Source organism: Achromobacter sp. ES-001 (assembly GCF_019448355.1).
GTDB lineage: Bacteria > Pseudomonadota > Gammaproteobacteria > Burkholderiales > Burkholderiaceae_B > Achromobacter > Achromobacter spanius_B.
In genome coordinates, this window is the sequence record NZ_CP079940.1 from 178,672 (window position 1) to 195,294 (window position 16,623).

Here is a 16,623-nt window from a genome sequence, read left to right on the forward strand (position 1 = left end):
GGCCACCGTGCCAGATGCAGGGCTAGTCACTGCGCGACTTTTGGGCCAATAGTCGAACCACCGACAGCACGGCCCGCTTTGTGGTGTCGGGCTGGTGTTGCAGGATGGCGCCGATTTCAGCGCAGTAGCCGTCGACCACGGGCTTGCACGACTTCGGCATCACGGGCGGCTGCGAGCCGTACCCCGGCGGCATGCCGCTGGTGCCCGATTCCGTGGGACCCAACACGCCGTCGGTCAGCCACGGCACGCTGGTGTCCAACGCTTTGGCCAGACGCAGCAGCGTGGTGCGAGACGGCGAGTAGTGTTCCCCACGCGTAAGGATCCGATGGATACAGGACTGCGGCACGCCGGAAAGGCGCGCCAACTGGTTTTGACTATGGATGCCACGCCACCGCATCAGGGCGCGTAGCCTTTGAGCAGGCGACATGCCTGCAATGTAGAGTCGCGAGCGGCGGCCCACAAGGGTGAAACAGTCCTATACCGGACCCTTTGTGCGATATACGAAGCAAAAATGCAAAGGGCCGCCGAAGCGACCCTTTCAGACGATGCCATGCCGGCCCGTGTCAGTGGCGTTCGGTCAGCGAATCGGACACGGCGTCGTCGGCGGCGTCCGGCTTGGGCTGCACCATGCGGGCGCAGATCAGCCCCACTTCGTAAAGCAGGCAAAGCGGCACGGCCAGCATGAACTGGCTGACCACGTCCGGCGGCGTGACCACCGCCGCGATGATGAAGGCGCCGACCACCACGTAACCGCGCGCGGACCGCAGCTTGGACAGTTCAACGATGCCCATCTTGACCAGCAACACCACGGCCACGGGCACTTCGAACGTGATGCCGAACGCCATGAACATCGTCATGACGAAGCTCAGGTAGGCCTCGATGTCCGGCGCCGGGGTGATGGACTGCGGCGCGAACGTGGCGATGAAATGGAACACCGTGCGGAACACGACGAAGTAGCAGAACGCCATGCCCGCGATGAACAGGAACGTGCTGGAGACGATCAGCGGCAGCGCCAGGCGCTTTTCGTGGCGGTACAGACCGGGTGCCACGAAAGCCCACGCCTGGTACAGCACCACGGGCAGCGCCACGATGAAGGCGGCCATCATGGTGACCTTGACGGGCACCATGAACGGCGTGATGACGCCCGTGGCGATCATGCGCGTGCCTTCGGGCAGCGAGGCCAGCATCGGCGCGGCCAGCACGTCATAGATGGCCGATGCGCCGGGGTAGATGAACAGCACGATGAACACGGCCACGACGGCGCCCACGGCGCGCAACAGGCGGGTTCGCAATTCGACCAGGTGAGAGATGAAGGTCTCTTGCTGGCCTTCTTCTTGGGAGGCGTCCTGGGTCACGTCGGTGTTCCGGAGGGCGGGACGGGCTTGGCGGCGGGCGCGGCGTCGTCAGCCGTGGGCGCGCGGGGCGCCGGGGCGGGTTGTTGTGGGGCTGGGGCGGCAGGCGCCGTGCCGGTATTGGATGCCGGCGGCAGGTCCAGGTCCAGGCTGTGGTTCTGGCTGGGCGGCGCGATGGTGCGGGCGGGCTCGGTGGCGGTTGCGAGTGGGGCTGCGAGCGGGGCCGCCGTGGCGGGCGCATCGCCCACGATCACCGGGGCGACCTTGCCATTGGCCTCGCGGGCCACTTCGTCCAATTCGGCACGGAACTGCTGCACCGGTTCTTGCAATGACGCGTGGGTTTCGTTCAGCGACTGCTGCACGCCCTGCGCGGCATCTTCCATTTCGCTTTTAAATTTGCGCAGCTCGTCGATTTCGATTTCGCGCTGGATATCGGACTTCACGTCGTTGACGTAACGCTGCGCGCGCCCCAGCAGGTGACCGACGGTGCGGGCAACCTTGGGCAGGCGTTCGGGGCCAATGACGATCAAGGCGACGACGCCGATCACCATCAGTTCAGTGAGGCTGACATCAAACATTCGACGGCCGCTCGGGAATTGAAGCAATAAGGGCCGGCCCCGTTCGGGGCGGGCCCGGGAGACGAGCCGGGGCTCAGGAGTTGGTCTTTTCCTTGGCTTGCACGTCGATGGTTTCACCGGACACGCGCTGTTGCGCGATCGGGTCGGCGGGCTTGTCGCCGTTGGCGTCCTTCATGCCTTCCTTGAAACCCTTCACCGCACCGCCCAGATCCGAGCCGATGTTGCGCAGTTTCTTGGTGCCGAAAATCAGCGCCACGATAACCAGAACGACCAACCAATGCCAAATGCTGAAACTACCCATGATGTTTCTCCGAATTACGCGGTGGGGGCCACGCGTCCTTTCCAGGGTCGCGAGCCGCCGATGATGTGGAAATGCAAATGCGGGACTTCCTGGCCGCCTTCGACGCCAGAGTTGATCATGATGCGAAATCCGCCATCAGGGCCCGGACGGCAACCGTTTTCGGCTGCTAGCCGCGGCGCCAACGACATCATTCTACCCAACCAACCTGCGTCCTCGGCCGTAATATCCTGCATGGATGTGACATGACGTCGAGGGATCAGCAGCAAATGTACCGGTGCTGCCGGATTGATATCGTGAAATGCAACAAAGTCCTCGTCTTCAAAGACCTTCTTGGACGGGATGTCGCCAGCGGCGATCTTGCAAAAAAGACAGTTGTCGCTCATTTTCCGGGCTCCGGGGTCAGTCTTTGGGGCGGCTGGCTTTTTCCGCCAGGCCCGACAGGCCTTCGCGGCGGGCCAATTCGGCCAGCACGTCTTCCGGCCGCAGCTTGAAGTGCGTCAGCGCGACCAGGCAGTGAAACCACAGGTCGGCCGTTTCACTGACGATGCGGTCCGGCACGCCGTCTTTCGCGGCCATGACCAGTTCCGTGGCTTCTTCACCGATTTTCTTCAGGAAGGAATCCGGGCCCTTGGCCAGCAGCTTGGCGGAATAGGACGCGGCCGGGTCGCCGCCGTTTTCAGGACGGCGCGTTTCCAGCGTGTCGGCGATGCGCGCCAGGATATCGGCGGCGCTTAGCGTTTGATCGGTCATTTGTAGATCAGTTCGGGGTCTTTCAGCACCGGGTCAACCGTGACCCAGGATGCCTGGTCCGTCGGCCCTTCCAGGCGGCGGAAAAAACAGCTGGCGCGCCCGGTGTGGCAGGCGATACCGCCTTCCTGGTGCACTTTCAGCAAGATCACATCGCCGTCGCAATCCAGGCGCAATTCGTGCACTTCCTGCACGTGGCCCGACTCTTCGCCCTTGCGCCACAGGCGCTGACGCGAACGCGACCAGTACACGGCGCGGCCGGTGGCGGCCGTTTCGGCCAGCGATTCGCGGTTCATCCAGGCGACCATCATGATCTGGCCGTTCTCGGCATCTTGGGCGATGGCGGGGATCAGGCCGTTTTCGTCAAAGACGACGTCGGCCATCCAGGCGGGTTCAGTGCTCATCATTAATCCAACCGTACGGAAATGCCTTGTTCGGCCATGAAGCGCTTGCACTCGCCAACGGTGTGCTGGCCAAAGTGGAAGATGCTGGCGGCCAGCACGGCGCTGGCGCGGCCGGTGGTGACGCCATCGGCCAGATGTTGCAGGTTGCCCACGCCGCCGGAGGCGATGACGGGCACCGGCACGGCGTCGGATACGGCGCGCGTCAGTTCCAGGTCAAAACCGGACTTGGTGCCGTCGCGGTCCATGCTGGTCAAGAGGATTTCGCCCGCGCCGTAGGCGGCCATGCGGCGTGCCCAGGCCACGGCGTCCAGCCCGGTGGCCTTGCGGCCGCCATGGGTGAAGACTTCCCAGCGCGCGGGTTCGCCATCGGCCGACACGCGCCGCGCGTCAATGGCCACCACCACGCATTGCGAGCCGTGGTAGTCGGACGCGGCGCGCACCAGTTCCGGATTGGCCACGGCCGCGCTGTTGATGCTGATCTTGTCGGCGCCGGCGTTCAGCAGGCGCTGGATGTCGGACACCTGGCGCACGCCGCCACCCACGGTCAGCGGGATGAAAACCTGCGAGGCCACCTGCTCGATGATGGGCAGGATCAGGTCGCGGCCGTCGCTGGTGGCGGTGATGTCCAGGAACGTCAGTTCGTCCGCGCCCTGCTCGTTGTAGCGGCGGGCGATCTCGACGGGGTCACCCGCGTCCAGCAGGTTGACGAAGTTCACGCCTTTGACGACGCGGCCGGCGGTGACGTCAAGGCAGGGGATGATGCGGCGGGTCAGCGCGCTTGCTACGGGCGCGCCGGCCTCGGTGCTGCTGCGAGAGAGGGTCATTTTGCCAATTCGTCGGCGCGCGCCTGCGCGGCTTGGAAATCCAGCGTGCCTTCGTAGATGCTGCGGCCCAGGATGGCGCCTTCGACGCCCTCTTCCTCGACGGCGCACAGGGCTTCGATGTCCTGGATGCCGGCGATGCCGCCCGAGGCGTAAACGGGGATGCGCACGTGTTGGGCCAGGCGCACCGTGGCTTCGACGTTGACGCCCGACAGCATGCCGTCACGGCCGATGTCGGTGTAGATGATGGCTTCGCAGCCGTAATCTTCGAACTTCTTGGCCAGGTCCAGCACGTCGTGGCGGGTCAGCTTGCTCCAGCCGTCGGTGGCGATCTTGCCGTCGCGGGCGTCCAGGCCAACGATGATCTGGCCGGGGAAAGCACCGCAGGCGTCTTGCAGGAAGCCCGGGTTCTTGACCGCGGCGGTGCCGATGATCACGTAGGAGATGCCGGCATCAAGGTAGCGTTCGATGGTGTCGAGGTCGCGAATGCCGCCGCCGATCTGGACGGGGATGTCGTCGCCGACGGCTTCCAGAATGGCCTTGATGGGCGCTTCGTTCTTCGGCTTTCCGGCAACGGCGCCGTTCAGGTCGACCAGATGCAGGCGGCGCGCGCCTTGGTCAAGCCAACGGGTGGCCATGGCGGCGGGGTCTTCGGAGAACACCGTTGCATCGTCCAGGTCACCCTGGCGCAGGCGCACGCAGCGCCCGTCTTTGAGATCGATGGCGGGGATCAGCAGCATGGTGGGCAGCAAAAAAGAAAGAGGGGTTGAATGGGCTGGCGCTGTCGGCTCTAGGCCTACGGCTGCCAGTCTACAAAATTGCGATACAGGCGCAAACCGTGCTCGGCGCTCTTTTCGGGGTGGAACTGCACCGCGAAAATGTTAGCCGCCGCCACTGCGCAGGTAAAGGCGACGCCGTAATCGGTTTCACCAACTGTCAGGCCGGAATCGTCCGGATCGGCGTAATAACTATGGACGAAATAGAAGTGTGTGTCGTCCGGAATGCCGTCCCAGATGGGATGAGAGCGCGTCTGGCGGACTTTGTTCCATCCCATGTGCGGCACTTTCAGGCGCTCGGGGCGCGTGTCGGCCAGGCCCGCGTCGCCGGTGTCGGCCAGGCAGGCTTCGTCATCGGCGGGGATCAGGTCGGCAAAACGGGGGCCCGAAAAGCGGCGCACCACACCCGGAAACAGGCCCAGGCACGAGGTGCCGCCTTCTTCGCTGGAATCAAACAGCATCTGCTCGCCCACGCACACGCCCAACAGGGGCTTGTTGCGGGCGGCGCGCACAACGGCTTCGCGCAGGCCGGATTCATTCAGGGTCCGCATGCAGTCCGCCATCGCGCCCTGCCCGGGAAACACCACGCGGTCGGCCGCGTCGATGTCTTTGGGCTGGTTGCAGATGCGGACGTCCGCGTCGGGGGCGGCGAACTTCAGGGCGCGTGCGACGGAATGGAAATTACCCATTCCGTAATCGACGATGGCGATAGTGGTCACTTCTTTTGCCTGCTGCGGTGGGGGTTGGCGAACGTTACAGCACGCCCTTGGTGGACGGCACCACGTCGCCCATGCGCGGGTCGACTTCCATGGCCATGCGCAGTGCGCGGCCACAGGCCTTGAACACGGTTTCGGCCTGATGGTGAGCGTTGAAGCCGCGCAGGTTGTCGATGTGCAGCGTGATCAGCGCGTGGTTGACCAAACCCTGGAAGAACTCACGCGTCAGGTCTACATCGAAATTGCCGATGTGGGCGCGCGTGAAGGGGATGTGATATTCCAGGCCGGGGCGGCCCGAAAAGTCCACCACGACGCGCGACAGCGCTTCGTCCAGCGGCACGTACGCATGGCCGTAGCGGCGCAGGCCCGCCTTGGTGCCGACCGCCTTGGCGATTGCCATGCCCAGCGTGATGCCGACGTCTTCCACCGTGTGGTGCGCGTCGATGTGCAGGTCGCCCTCGGCCTTGATGTCCAGGTCGATCAGACCGTGGCGCGCGATCTGGTCCAGCATGTGGTCCAGGAATGGCACGCCCGTGTCGATCGTCTGCTTGCCGGTGCCGTCGATGTTGATGGCCACGCGGATGCGGGTTTCGTTGGTGTTGCGGGTGATCTCTGCGGTACGCATGTTAAGCACTCAAAATCTCTTGCAGGGCAGCCAGCAAGGCGGCGTTCTCGGCCGGGGCGCCCACCGAAATGCGCAGGCAGTTTGCCAGGAGCGGATGGGCGTTGGAAAAGTTGCGAATCAATATTTTGCGCGTTTTCAGCGCAAGATGCACGGCGTTGCCGTCCAGCTTGCCGGAAAAGCGGGCGAGTACGAAGTTGCCGGCGGAAGGGAATACCCTGACGCCCGGCAAGGCGGCCAGCGCGGCGGCCAGCGGTTCGCGGTCGGCGCGCAGGCGCGCGGCCTGTTCGTCCAGCACGGGCTTGTGGCGCAACACCGCCATCAGTGTGGCTTGCGTCAGCACGTCCAGGTTGTAGGGCGGGCGCAGCTTGTTCAGCTCGGCGATCCAGTCGGGGTGACCCGCCAGGTAGCCGAAACGCAGGCCCGCCAGGCCGATCTTGGACACCGTGCGCATGACGACCACGTTGGGCGCGTCCAGCACTCGCGGCATCCAGGTGCGGTCGGCAAAAGGCTGGTACGCCTCGTCCAGCACCACCAGCCCGGGGGCGGCAGCGATGATGGCCTGCACGTCTTCGTCGGACAAAAGGCCGCCGGTGGGGTTGTTGGGCACGGCCAGGAACACCACCTTGGGTTGGTGTTCGCGGATGGCGGCCAGCATCGCCGGCAGATCCAGGGTCAGGTCGTCGGTCAGCGGCACGCCGACAAAGCGAGCGTGATCAAAGCGCGCCGCCATGTCGAAATAAACGAACGACGGCCACGGCGACAACACCACGTCGCCCGGGTTGCAACAGGCCTGGACGACGATGTGGATCAGCTCGTCCGAGCCGTTGCCGAACAGCACGTCGGCCGCGTCGGGCACGCCGAAGCCGGCTTTCACCGCCTGCTGCAAGGCAGAGAGGTCCGCGGCGGGATAGCGGTTCAGCGGTGTGTCGCGCACGGCGCGGGCGATGTCGTCGCGCACCACATCGGGCAATTCATACGGGCATTCCATCGCGTCCAGCTTGATGCAGCCATCCGCGTTGGCGACCGGGTAGGCGGCCAGCGCGCGGATATCCGCGCGCACGGTGCCTTCGATGCGGCCAGCGACGCCTGCCGCCGGGGCCGCGCTCATGGTTTGTCGACCCGGTACTGGGCGCTGGCGGCGTGTGCTTGCAGGCCCTCGCCCAGCGCCAGCTCGGCGGCGATGCGGCCCAGCGTCTGCGCGCCCTGATGCGACACCTGGATCAGGCTGGAACGCTTTTGGAAGTCGTACACGCCCAGCGGCGACGAGAAGCGCGCGGTGCGGGACGTGGGCAGCACGTGGTTGGGGCCCGCGCAGTAGTCACCCAGCGCTTCCGAGCTGAAACGGCCCATGAAGATGGCGCCGGCATGGCGGATCTTGGCGGTCCAGATTTCGGGCTGCTCGGTGGAAATTTCCAGGTGTTCGGGCGCGATGTCGTTGGCGATCTGGCAGGCTTCTTCCAGGCTCTGGACCTGGATGAGCGCACCGCGATTGGCCAGGCTGACGCGCAGGATGTCGGCGCGCGGCATCGTGGGCAACAGGCGCGCGATGGCGGCTTCCACTTCTTCGATGAACGCGGCGTCCGGGCACAGCAGGATGGACTGCGCCAGTTCGTCGTGCTCGGCTTGCGAGAACAAATCCATGGCGATCCAGTCGGCCGGCGTCTTGCCGTCGCAGATGACCAGGATTTCGCTGGGGCCGGCGATCATGTCGATGCCCACCACGCCGAACACGCGGCGCTTGGCGGCGGCCACATAGGCGTTGCCGGGCCCGACGATCTTGTCCACGGCGGGCACGGTGTCGGTGCCGTAAGCCAGCGCGCCCACGGCTTGCGCGCCGCCGATGGCGAACACGCGGTCCACGCCGCCAATGGCGGCCGCGGCCAGCACGATGGGGTTGCGCACGCCGTCGGGCGTGGGCGTGACCATGATCAGTTCCTGCACGCCCGCCACCTTGGCGGGAATGGCGTTCATCAGCACCGACGAGGGATAGGCGGCCTTGCCGCCCGGCACGTACAGGCCCACGCGGTCCAGCGGCGTGACCTGCTGGCCCAGCAGCGTGCCGTCGGCTTCGGTGTAGGTCCAGGTTTCAGCGCGTTGGCGCTCGTGGTAGGCGCGCACGCGGTCGGCGGCGGCTTCCAGCGCGTTGCGCTGCTCCGTGGGCAGCGTGGCCAGCGCGGCGTGCCAGTCGGCCTTGGGGATTTCAAGCGTGTCGGCGGATGCACCGGGCATGCGGTCAAAGCGCTGGGTGTATTCCACCAGCGCGGCATCGCCGCGCGCGCGCACGTCAGCCAGGATGCCGGCGGCGGCACGGTCGATGGACTCGTCCTCGGTGGCCTCGAAAGCCAGCAGCTTGGACAGGGCGGATTTGAATCCGGGATCGCGGGAATCAAGACGATTGATCAGGGCCATGGCGTCATGCAGCAAAGCGGAAAGCGGCCGCCGCGTTATCGCGGCGGGCGGGGGTCAGGCGTTGCGGGAGGCGGCTCTTTCGAAGGCGTCCAGCAAGGGTTGCAGGCGGGCGCCGCGAGTCTTGAGCGCGGCCTGGTTGACGATCAGGCGCGATGAAATCGGCATGACGTCTTCGACCGCGACCAGGTCGTTGGCGCGCAGCGTGCCACCGGTGGACACCAGGTCCACGATGCAGTCGGCCAGGCCGACCAGCGGCGCCAATTCCATCGAACCATACAGCTTGATGATGTCCACGTACACACCCTTGGCCGCGAAGTGTTCACGGGCTGAGTGCACGTATTTGGTGGCGACGCGCAGACGCGCGCCCTGGTGCACCGCGCCTTCGTAGTCAAAGCCGTTGCGCACGGCCACGGCCAGGCGGCACTTGGCGATGTTCAGGTCGATGGGCTGGTACAGGCCGCCGGGCTGTTCCTTGGCGTGCTCGATCAGCACGTCCTTGCCCGCGATGCCCAGGTCCGCCGCGCCGTATTGCACGTAGGTGGGCACGTCGGAGGCGCGCACGATGATAAGGCGCAGGCCGGGGTCGCTGGTGGGCAGGATCAGCTTGCGCGAGCTTTCCGGGCTTTCCGTGACTTCGATGCCGGCTTCGGCCAGCAACGGCATGGTTTCTTCAAAAATCCGGCCCTTGGACAGCGCCAGGGTCAGGGGCTTCATCGTGGCATTGTTCATTGCCGGGCAGCCTCAAAATGAACGGACCCACTCGGGGGGCAGCAAGCCGAAGGCGCAGCCTGGGGGCTATTACCTTTCATGCCTGTTCCTTGCCGGTCACGCGTTGGATATTCGCGCCCAGGGCGCGCAGTTTCACTTCCATCTGGTCGTAGCCGCGATCCAGGTGATAGATGCGGTCGACCAGCGTATCGCCGTCGGCCGCCAGCCCGGCGATGACCAGGCTGGCGGACGCGCGCAGGTCGGTGGCCATGACGGTGGCGCCCGACAGGCGCTTCACGCCGCGCACCACGGCCGTGTGGCCGTCGATGTCAATGTCGGCGCCCATGCGGCGCAGTTCCTGCACGTGCATGTAGCGGTTCTCGAAGATCGTTTCGACGATGACCGAGGTGCCGTCCGCCACAGCGTTCAGCGCCATGAGCTGGGCCTGCATGTCGGTGGCGAAGCCCGGGTATTCGTGCGTGCGAAAGCCCACGGACTTGGGGCGCGCGGACATGGCGCCGCGTATCCAGTCGGGGCCGGTTTCGATCGTCAGGCCGGCTTCGGTCAGCTTGTCCAGCGTGGCGCCCAGAATGGCGGGGTCGGTGTTCTTCAGCAGGATGTCGCCACCGGCCGCGCCCACGGCGCACAGGAAGGTGCCGGCCTCGATGCGATCGGAAATGACGCGGTGTTCGGCGCCATGCAGGCGTTCAACGCCGTCGATCACGATGCGACCGGTGCCGTGCCCCTGGATGCGTGCGCCCATCTTGATGAGCAGCTCGGCCAGATCCACGATTTCCGGTTCGCAGGCGGCGTTTTCAAGCACGGTCTGGCCGTCGGCCAGCACGGCGGCCATCAGCAAATTTTCGGTGCCGGTGACGGTGACCATGTCGGTGCGCACGGAGGCGCCCTTCAGGCGCTTGGCGCGCGCCACGACAAAGCCGTGTTCGATGCTGATCTGCGCGCCCAGCGCGGCCAGGCCCTTGATGTGCTGGTCGACGGGGCGCTGGCCGATGGTGCAGCCGCCGGGCAGGCTGACGCGCGCCTCGCCAAAGCGCGCCAGCAGCGGGCCCAGCACCAGGATCGATGCGCGCATCGTCTTGACCAGTTCGTAGGGCGCTTCCAGGTTGTCGACGCGGTTGGCCTGCAACGTGACGACACCGTCGGCCCCGCGTTCGGCCTGCACGCCCATGCGCGCCAGCAGGCGCAGCATCGTGGCGGTGTCGTTCAGGTGCGGCACGTTGGTCAGCGTCAGCGCGTCGGCCGTCAGCAGGCCGGCGCACAGGATCGGCAGCGCGGAATTCTTGGCGCCGGATATCGAGACTTCGCCGTGTAGCGGCGAGCCGCCGGTAATGCGCAATTTATCCATTACTTGCCTGCTTGCTGGTATTCGTCAGGTGTCAGCGTGCGCATCGACAGTGCGTGGATCTCGGCCTTCATGCGGTCGCCCAGCGCGGCATAAACCATTTGGTGGCGCTGGATCAGGCGTTTGCCTTCAAAGGCGGCGCTGACGATGACGGCGTCGAAATGCGAGCCGTCGCCTTGCACGTCAAGATGTTCACAGGACAGGCCGTCCGCGATGTATTGGCGGACTTGCGCGGGAGTGGGAAGCATGGACGTCAGTTCCTGAGTTTGTAGCCGCTGGCCAGAAGCCGCAGCGCGTAAAGCGAGAGCACCAGGAATACCCCCGTCACCACCGCCAGGCTGCGCCAGGGCGAGACGTCCGACACCGAGAAGAATCCGTAGCGGAAGCCGTCGATGGCGTAGAAGATGGGGTTCCAGTGGGACACGGCCTGCCAGAAGGGCGGCAAGGTGTGGATCGAATAGAACACGCCGGACAGGAACGTCGCGGGCATGATCAGAAAGTTCTGGAAGGCCGCCAGCTGGTCGAATTTTTCAGACCACAGGCCCGCAACCACGCCCAGCACGGCCATGATGCCGCAGGACAGCACCGCGAAGACCAGCAGCCACAGCGGGTTGGCCGGCACCAGCGACACAAAGCACAGCGCGACGAACCACACGCATACGCCCACGCTCAGGCCGCGCACCACGGCCGCCAGCACGAACGCGCCAAAGATGTCACGGTGCGACAGCGGCGGCAGCAGCATGAACACCAGGTTGCCCGTGATGCGGCTTTGAATCAGCGACGAGGATGGGTTGGCGAACGCGTTCTGCAGCATGCTCATCATCATCAGGCCGGGGATCAGGAACGCGGTGTACGGCACGGTGCCATACACCATCAGGCGCCCTTCCAGCACGTGCGCGAAGACCAGCAGGTACAGCAGCGCCGTGATGACGGGCGCGGCAATGGTCTGGAAACCCACCTTCCAGAAGCGCAGCAATTCCTTGCGCAGCAGGGTCGGAAAGCCGGAGCCCGCGTCCAGGCGGGGCTGCACCAGCGGTTGGCCGGCGGTCGCGTTGGGCTGCGTCATGACGAGATCTCTTCGGGTTGCAGGGCGGGCGCGGCGGGTTCATCGCCCTGGTGCATGATGCGCACGAACGCGTCTTCCAGGTCGACGCCGCCCACGCGCGCCATCAGCGCTTGCGTCGTGTCCAGCGCCACGATGCGGCCGCGCTTGAGCATGGCGATGCGGCCGCACAGGGCTTCCGCTTCTTCCAGGTAATGCGTGGTCAGCATGATGGTGTGGCCGGCCTTGTTCAGGCGCGAGATGAATTCCCACAGCGTGCGGCGCAGGTCGACATCAACGCCGGCGGTGGGCTCGTCCAGCACGATGACGGGCGGCCTGTGCACCAGCGCCTGCGCCACCAGCACGCGGCGCTTCATGCCGCCCGACAGCGCGCGCATGTTGTTGTCGGCCTTGTCGGACAGGCCCAGGTTGAACAGGATTTCGTCGATCCAGTCGTCGTTGTTGCGCAGGCCGAAGTAGCCGGACTGGATGCGCAATGTTTCACGCACTGTGAAGAAGGGGTCGTAGACCAGCTCTTGCGGCACCACGCCCAGCGACCGCCGCGCCGACTTGTAGTCGGCAACGACGTCGTATCCACAGACGCTGGCGCGCCCCGACGTGGCATGCGCCAGGCCGGCAAGAATGGAAATCAACGAGGTCTTGCCCGCGCCGTTCGGCCCGAGCAGGCCGAAGAACTCGCCATGCTCGATATTCAGGCTGACATTGTCCAGCGCTTGAAAGCCGGGGGCGGGCTTGCGCCCAAGCAGCTTCTGCCAGCCGCGCACACGCGGCGAGTAGATCTTGGAGACGTTTTCTAGACTGACGGCTGACATAACGGCGGGGGGTGCCCGAAAAGAGCGAATTGATCATTATATAAGCGCGCCGTGACGGCAAGCGCCTATGGCCCCGGAGGGCCTGGGGGGATGGCGGTTTTATCCGTCCCCGAAATAATCGGCCCGGCGGGCCACAAGGGCGCGCCGGGCCGAAGACAGCCGGAACCCGAAATTACTGGTTGCGCTGGTTCAAGGCCTGGATCAGGCCGTCGATGCCGTTCTGGTTGATCTGCTGCGCAAACTGGTTGCGGTAGTTTTCGATCAGCCAGATGCCTTCGACGTTCATGTCGTAGATCTTCCAGCCTTGCGGCGTCTTTTCCAGACGGTAGTCCACGCCGGTAGGCTGGCCGTTGGACTGGCTGATCAGCGTGCGCACGACCACGTCGTCGGCCTTGGGGTCGCCACGGAACGGCAGCGCCTTGACCGACGTGCTGGGCGTGACGCGGGTCAGCGCGCCGCTGTAGGTGCGCACCAGCGTGCCACGGAAGGCCTCGGCCAGCGCTTTCTTTTGCTGGTCGGTTGCCTGGCGCCAGAAGCGGCCGGCGGCCAGACGCGTGGTCTTCTGGAAGTTCACGTAGGGCAGGATGTGCTGGTTGACCACTTCGTTGATCCGGGTCGTGTTGCCGGCCTTGACCGCGCCGTCAGCCTTCAGGACATCCAGCGCTTCGTTGGCGGTGGCCAGGACGAACTGGTCCGGCGCGCCGTTGGGATCAGGCTTGGCCTGCGCAGCGCCGGCCACGGCAAGGCCCAGCAGGCCCGCGAAGGCCAACCGTTGCATCAGGGAAAGAAAAGCAAATCGCATCAAAACTCCTTACGGTACCGATGAACGCAAGCCTAAAGCTTACTTGGTGGCGGGCACGGGTGCCGGGGCAGCCTTGCCGGCGGCAGGGGCATCGCCCTCGTCGTCTTCGTAGTTGGGCAGCGAACCTTCGTCGTCAACGCGGTGGCCCATCACCATGGCGTTGCGGCGTTGCAGGTAGGCGTCGCGGATGAAGCTGTACGGGTCCAGGGCCACGCGGTCGATCGTGTCGGTGGCGTTCAAGAGGCTGGCGCGCGTGTCAACCAGGCGCAAGCCCCACAGGGAATTGCGCAGGCGCACGTTGTCGATGGAATCGATGCCCATGTAGCCGTAGGTGGTGCCGGCAAAGTCGCCGGCCAGGCCCACGCCGTCACGCACGGTCGACGAACCGAAGATCGGCAGCACCAGGTACGGGCCCTGGCCAAAGCCCCACACGCCCAGCGTCGTGCCGAAGTCGTTCGGGATCTTGCGTGCGCCGTTGGCCGAGGCAACGTCAAAGCAGCCGCCCACGCCCATGGTGGTGTTGAACAGGAAGCGGCCCAGCGTGTTCACGAAGTCGTGGCCACGGCCTTGCAGGAAGCTGTTCGTGCCGGACCACAGGTCCGTCATGTTGCTGAAGATGTTGTGCACGCAGCTGCGCACGGGCTGCGGCGTGACATAGGTATACGCCTGGGCGACCGGCTTGAATACCGCGCGGTCCACCGTGTCATTGAACTTGTACACGCCCCGGTTGAAGCCTTCCCACGGATCGCGCGGGTCCGGGTTCTGCGGCGCGGCGCAGCCGGCCATCAGGACACCCGCCGCCGCGATGGTGGCAATTCGGGAAAATGCGTTCTTGTTCATGATCAGGAGACCCTATCAACGATTCTTATGTTATTGCGATGTCGAGGCGCGACGCCGTTACAGCGTCTTTCGCATCGTCTTTAATTTGGCGCTTTCGCGGCGGGCTCGGACGACGAGGCGCCCTGCTTTTCAGCGGAGCCGTACAGGAACTGGCTGATCAGCTGCTCCAGCACAACCGCGCTCTGTGTATAGCGGATTTTTCCGCCGTCGGTAAAGTTCTCTTCTTCGCTGCCGGCCGTCAGACCCAGGTACTGCTCGCCCAGCAAGCCGGACGTGAGGATCGAGGCCGAGGAATCCTTCGGGAATTGGTATTCCTTTTCCAGATTCACCGACACGACCGCCTGGAAGGTCTTGTCGTCGAAGGTGATGCTGGACACGCGGCCCACCACAACGCCGGCGCTTTTGACGGCCGCGCGCGGTTTCAGGCCGCCTACGTTATCGAAATTGGCGGAAAGCGTATAGGTGGGGGCGAAGGAAAAGGTGCTTAGGTTGCCGGCTCGCAACGCCAGGAACGCCAGAGCGACCGCGCCCAGCAGTACAAACAGGCCTACCCAGAAGTCGGTTTTTTCGCGTGACATGATCAATCCGTTTCAATTTCCAAACATCAAGGCGGTGAGCAGGAAGTCCAGCCCAAGTACCGCCAGGGAACCCACGACCACCGTGCGCGTGGTGGCCCGCGCCACGCCTTCCGGCGTGGGCTTGGCCTGCCAGCCTTCGTAAAGCGCGACCAGCGTGACCGTGATGCCGAACACCACGCTCTTGACGACACCGTTGGCCACGTCGTTCCAGACGTCGACACCGTTTTGCATCTGCGACCAGAAGGCGCCCGCGTCCACGCCGATCATTACGACGCCGACGACCCAGCCGCCCAGGATGCCCACCATGGAGAACACGGCGGCCAGGATGGGCATGGCGATGATGCCGCCCCACAGGCGTGGCACCAGCACGCGGCGAATGGGGTCCACGGCCATGACTTCCATGGCCGACAGCTGTTCGCCGGCTTTCATCAAGCCGATCTCGGCCGTCAGCGATGTGCCCGCCCGGCCCGCGAACAGCAGCGCGGTGACGACCGGGCCCAATTCGCGCACCAGCGATAGCGCCACCAGCAGGCCAAGGGCCTCTTCCGAGCCGTAGCGGTTTAGCGTGTAATAGCCTTGCAGGCCCAGCACAAAGCCCACGAACATGCCGGATACGGCGATGATCAGCAGCGAATAGTTGCCGATGAAGTGCACTTGCTGGGACACCAGGCGCGGCCGCGAAAACACAATGCCGCTGCGCGCCAGCATGCCGCCGAAAAAGCGGGTGAAAAAGCCGATGCCGGAAATCTGTTTGCGCACCCAGCCCCCCAGCGCGCCAACCATGTTGTTGGAACCGCTCATGCTTTGCGCCCTTTCTGTGCGGACAGCCACTTCTGAAAAGCCGGCGTGTCGGGATACTGGAACGCGACCGGGCCGTCGGGTTCGCCTTTCAGGAATTGCTGCACGTAAGGGTCTTGCGACGCCGACAACGATTCCGGCGTGCCGGCAGCGGCCAGCTTGCCCTGGCCCACCAGATACACCTGGTCGGCGATGGAAAAGGATTCCTGGACGTCGTGCGTGATCAGCACCGAGGCGCAGCCGAGCCGGTCGGCCAGATGGCGGATCAGGCGGGCGGTGATGCCCAGCGAGATCGGGTCCAGGCCCGCGAAGGGCTCGTCGTACAGAATCAGTTCGGGTTCCAGCACGACGGCACGGGCCAACGCCACACGGCGGGCCATGCCGCCGGAAATTTCAGCTACCTTCAGATGCGCGGCGGCCCGCAAGCCCACGGCGTCCAGCTTGTCCAGCACCCGGTCGGTGACTTCGGCTTCGGACAGCCGGGTGTGTTCGCGCAGCGGAAACGCCACGTTTTCGAACACGTTCAAATCGGTGAACAACGCGCCTTGCTGGAACAGCACGCCCATGCGCTTGCGCAGGGACTGCAACTGCGCCGGGGTGACCTGGCCCAGATCCTGGCCAAACGCCTCGACCTGCCCTTGCTGGGCCATCAACTGGCCGGTGGCCGCGCGCAATAGCGTGGTCTTGCCCGAGCCCGAGCCGCCCATGATGGCGACCACTTCGCCTGCGCGCACTTCCATGGAGATATCGCGCAGGACGGTGAAATCACCGTAGCCAAGCGCTACACCGTCCAGGCGCAGGGCGAATTCCGGGGTGCTGCTTGATTGAGCGGGCATGGGCAACGAAAGAGTGTTTCGGTGGCGGAGCTAGCCCTGCTGGCTTGTCGGCGCGCGGGGCGGATAGCCGGGCTGCGCGGGCAAGACAGGCTGC

23 protein-coding genes are annotated in these 16,623 nt (G+C 65.1%); all 23 read right to left on the reverse strand.

Annotation, left to right across the window (positions count from 1 at the left end; genetic code table 11):
* Positions 1 to 22: 22 nt before the first annotated feature.
* Positions 23 to 427 carry a helix-turn-helix domain-containing protein gene (locus KYT87_RS00840; protein WP_120153428.1) on the reverse strand — a complete coding sequence of 135 codons (405 nt, stop codon included), beginning with the start codon at positions 425 to 427 and terminating at the stop codon, positions 23 to 25.
* Positions 428 to 563: 136 nt separating this feature from the next.
* Positions 564 to 1,355 (reverse strand): twin-arginine translocase subunit TatC, encoded by a 792-nt coding sequence (tatC, locus tag KYT87_RS00845; RefSeq protein ID WP_046803901.1) that lies wholly within the window; start codon positions 1,353 to 1,355, stop codon positions 564 to 566.
* Positions 1,352 to 1,930 carry a Sec-independent protein translocase protein TatB gene (tatB, locus tag KYT87_RS00850; protein WP_219991532.1) on the reverse strand — a complete coding sequence of 193 codons (579 nt, stop codon included), beginning with the start codon at positions 1,928 to 1,930 and terminating at the stop codon, positions 1,352 to 1,354. The genes tatC and tatB overlap by 4 nt, the downstream gene beginning before the upstream one ends.
* 73 nt (positions 1,931 to 2,003) lie before the next feature.
* Positions 2,004 to 2,231, reverse strand: a complete 228-nt coding sequence (tatA, locus tag KYT87_RS00855; protein ID WP_046805260.1) for a Sec-independent protein translocase subunit TatA — start codon at positions 2,229 to 2,231, stop codon at positions 2,004 to 2,006.
* A gap of 14 nt (positions 2,232 to 2,245) precedes the next feature.
* A complete protein-coding gene (locus KYT87_RS00860) occupies positions 2,246 to 2,614 on the reverse strand; it encodes a histidine triad nucleotide-binding protein (RefSeq protein WP_046805261.1) in 369 nt (122 codons plus the stop codon).
* 16 nt (positions 2,615 to 2,630) lie between these two features.
* On the reverse strand, positions 2,631 to 2,981 hold the full coding sequence (locus KYT87_RS00865) for a phosphoribosyl-ATP diphosphatase (protein WP_046805262.1): 351 nt from the start codon (positions 2,979 to 2,981) through the stop codon (positions 2,631 to 2,633).
* Positions 2,978 to 3,382, reverse strand: coding sequence for a phosphoribosyl-AMP cyclohydrolase (hisI, locus tag KYT87_RS00870; protein ID WP_104144699.1), 405 nt, complete (start codon positions 3,380 to 3,382; stop codon positions 2,978 to 2,980). The genes KYT87_RS00865 and hisI overlap by 4 nt, the downstream gene beginning before the upstream one ends.
* Positions 3,383 to 3,384: 2 nt before the next feature.
* The gene (gene hisF, locus KYT87_RS00875; protein ID WP_104144700.1) at positions 3,385 to 4,206 is read right to left on the reverse strand and encodes an imidazole glycerol phosphate synthase subunit HisF; all 822 of its coding nucleotides are present in this window, start codon (positions 4,204 to 4,206) and stop codon (positions 3,385 to 3,387) included.
* Positions 4,203 to 4,943 (reverse strand): 1-(5-phosphoribosyl)-5-[(5-phosphoribosylamino)methylideneamino]imidazole-4-carboxamide isomerase, encoded by a 741-nt coding sequence (gene hisA, locus KYT87_RS00880; RefSeq protein WP_046805342.1) that lies wholly within the window; start codon positions 4,941 to 4,943, stop codon positions 4,203 to 4,205. Before hisA ends, hisF begins: the two co-directional genes overlap by 4 nt.
* 56 nt (positions 4,944 to 4,999) lie before the next feature.
* Positions 5,000 to 5,698, reverse strand: coding sequence for an imidazole glycerol phosphate synthase subunit HisH (locus tag KYT87_RS00885; protein ID WP_120153433.1), 699 nt, complete (start codon positions 5,696 to 5,698; stop codon positions 5,000 to 5,002).
* A gap of 34 nt (positions 5,699 to 5,732) precedes the next feature.
* Positions 5,733 to 6,320 (reverse strand): imidazoleglycerol-phosphate dehydratase HisB, encoded by a 588-nt coding sequence (gene hisB / locus KYT87_RS00890; RefSeq protein ID WP_006216836.1) that lies wholly within the window; start codon positions 6,318 to 6,320, stop codon positions 5,733 to 5,735.
* A 1-nt stretch (position 6,321) separates the two neighbouring features.
* Entirely contained in the window at positions 6,322 to 7,428 is a 1,107-nt protein-coding gene (hisC, locus tag KYT87_RS00895; protein ID WP_219991533.1) for a histidinol-phosphate transaminase, read from the reverse strand.
* A complete protein-coding gene (gene hisD, locus KYT87_RS00900) occupies positions 7,425 to 8,729 on the reverse strand; it encodes a histidinol dehydrogenase (RefSeq protein ID WP_219991534.1) in 1,305 nt (434 codons plus the stop codon). The genes hisC and hisD overlap by 4 nt, the downstream gene beginning before the upstream one ends.
* Before the next feature lie 54 nt (positions 8,730 to 8,783).
* Positions 8,784 to 9,458 (reverse strand): ATP phosphoribosyltransferase, encoded by a 675-nt coding sequence (gene hisG / locus KYT87_RS00905; RefSeq protein ID WP_046805268.1) that lies wholly within the window; start codon positions 9,456 to 9,458, stop codon positions 8,784 to 8,786.
* A gap of 76 nt (positions 9,459 to 9,534) precedes the next feature.
* A complete protein-coding gene (murA, locus tag KYT87_RS00910) occupies positions 9,535 to 10,803 on the reverse strand; it encodes a UDP-N-acetylglucosamine 1-carboxyvinyltransferase (RefSeq protein ID WP_104144703.1) in 1,269 nt (422 codons plus the stop codon).
* Complete coding sequence (locus KYT87_RS00915; RefSeq protein WP_046805270.1) at positions 10,803 to 11,048, reverse strand: BolA family protein; 246 nt, start codon at positions 11,046 to 11,048, stop codon at positions 10,803 to 10,805. Before KYT87_RS00915 ends, murA begins: the two co-directional genes overlap by 1 nt.
* 5 nt (positions 11,049 to 11,053) lie before the next feature.
* On the reverse strand, positions 11,054 to 11,866 hold the full coding sequence (locus tag KYT87_RS00920; RefSeq protein ID WP_219991535.1) for an ABC transporter permease: 813 nt from the start codon (positions 11,864 to 11,866) through the stop codon (positions 11,054 to 11,056).
* Positions 11,863 to 12,675 (reverse strand): ABC transporter ATP-binding protein, encoded by an 813-nt coding sequence (locus tag KYT87_RS00925; protein ID WP_104144705.1) that lies wholly within the window; start codon positions 12,673 to 12,675, stop codon positions 11,863 to 11,865. Before KYT87_RS00925 ends, KYT87_RS00920 begins: the two co-directional genes overlap by 4 nt.
* A gap of 172 nt (positions 12,676 to 12,847) precedes the next feature.
* Positions 12,848 to 13,477 carry a phospholipid-binding protein MlaC gene (locus KYT87_RS00930; protein WP_046805273.1) on the reverse strand — a complete coding sequence of 210 codons (630 nt, stop codon included), beginning with the start codon at positions 13,475 to 13,477 and terminating at the stop codon, positions 12,848 to 12,850.
* Positions 13,478 to 13,516: 39 nt separating this feature from the next.
* Positions 13,517 to 14,317 carry a VacJ family lipoprotein gene (locus KYT87_RS00935; RefSeq protein ID WP_046805274.1) on the reverse strand — a complete coding sequence of 267 codons (801 nt, stop codon included), beginning with the start codon at positions 14,315 to 14,317 and terminating at the stop codon, positions 13,517 to 13,519.
* 80 nt (positions 14,318 to 14,397) lie between these two features.
* Entirely contained in the window at positions 14,398 to 14,895 is a 498-nt protein-coding gene (gene mlaD, locus KYT87_RS00940; RefSeq protein WP_046805343.1) for an outer membrane lipid asymmetry maintenance protein MlaD, read from the reverse strand.
* 12 nt (positions 14,896 to 14,907) lie between these two features.
* Positions 14,908 to 15,696 carry a lipid asymmetry maintenance ABC transporter permease subunit MlaE gene (gene mlaE, locus KYT87_RS00945; protein ID WP_046805275.1) on the reverse strand — a complete coding sequence of 263 codons (789 nt, stop codon included), beginning with the start codon at positions 15,694 to 15,696 and terminating at the stop codon, positions 14,908 to 14,910.
* Positions 15,693 to 16,529 (reverse strand): ABC transporter ATP-binding protein, encoded by an 837-nt coding sequence (locus KYT87_RS00950; RefSeq protein ID WP_104144706.1) that lies wholly within the window; start codon positions 16,527 to 16,529, stop codon positions 15,693 to 15,695. Before KYT87_RS00950 ends, mlaE begins: the two co-directional genes overlap by 4 nt.
* Positions 16,530 to 16,623: the final 94 nt, after the last annotated feature.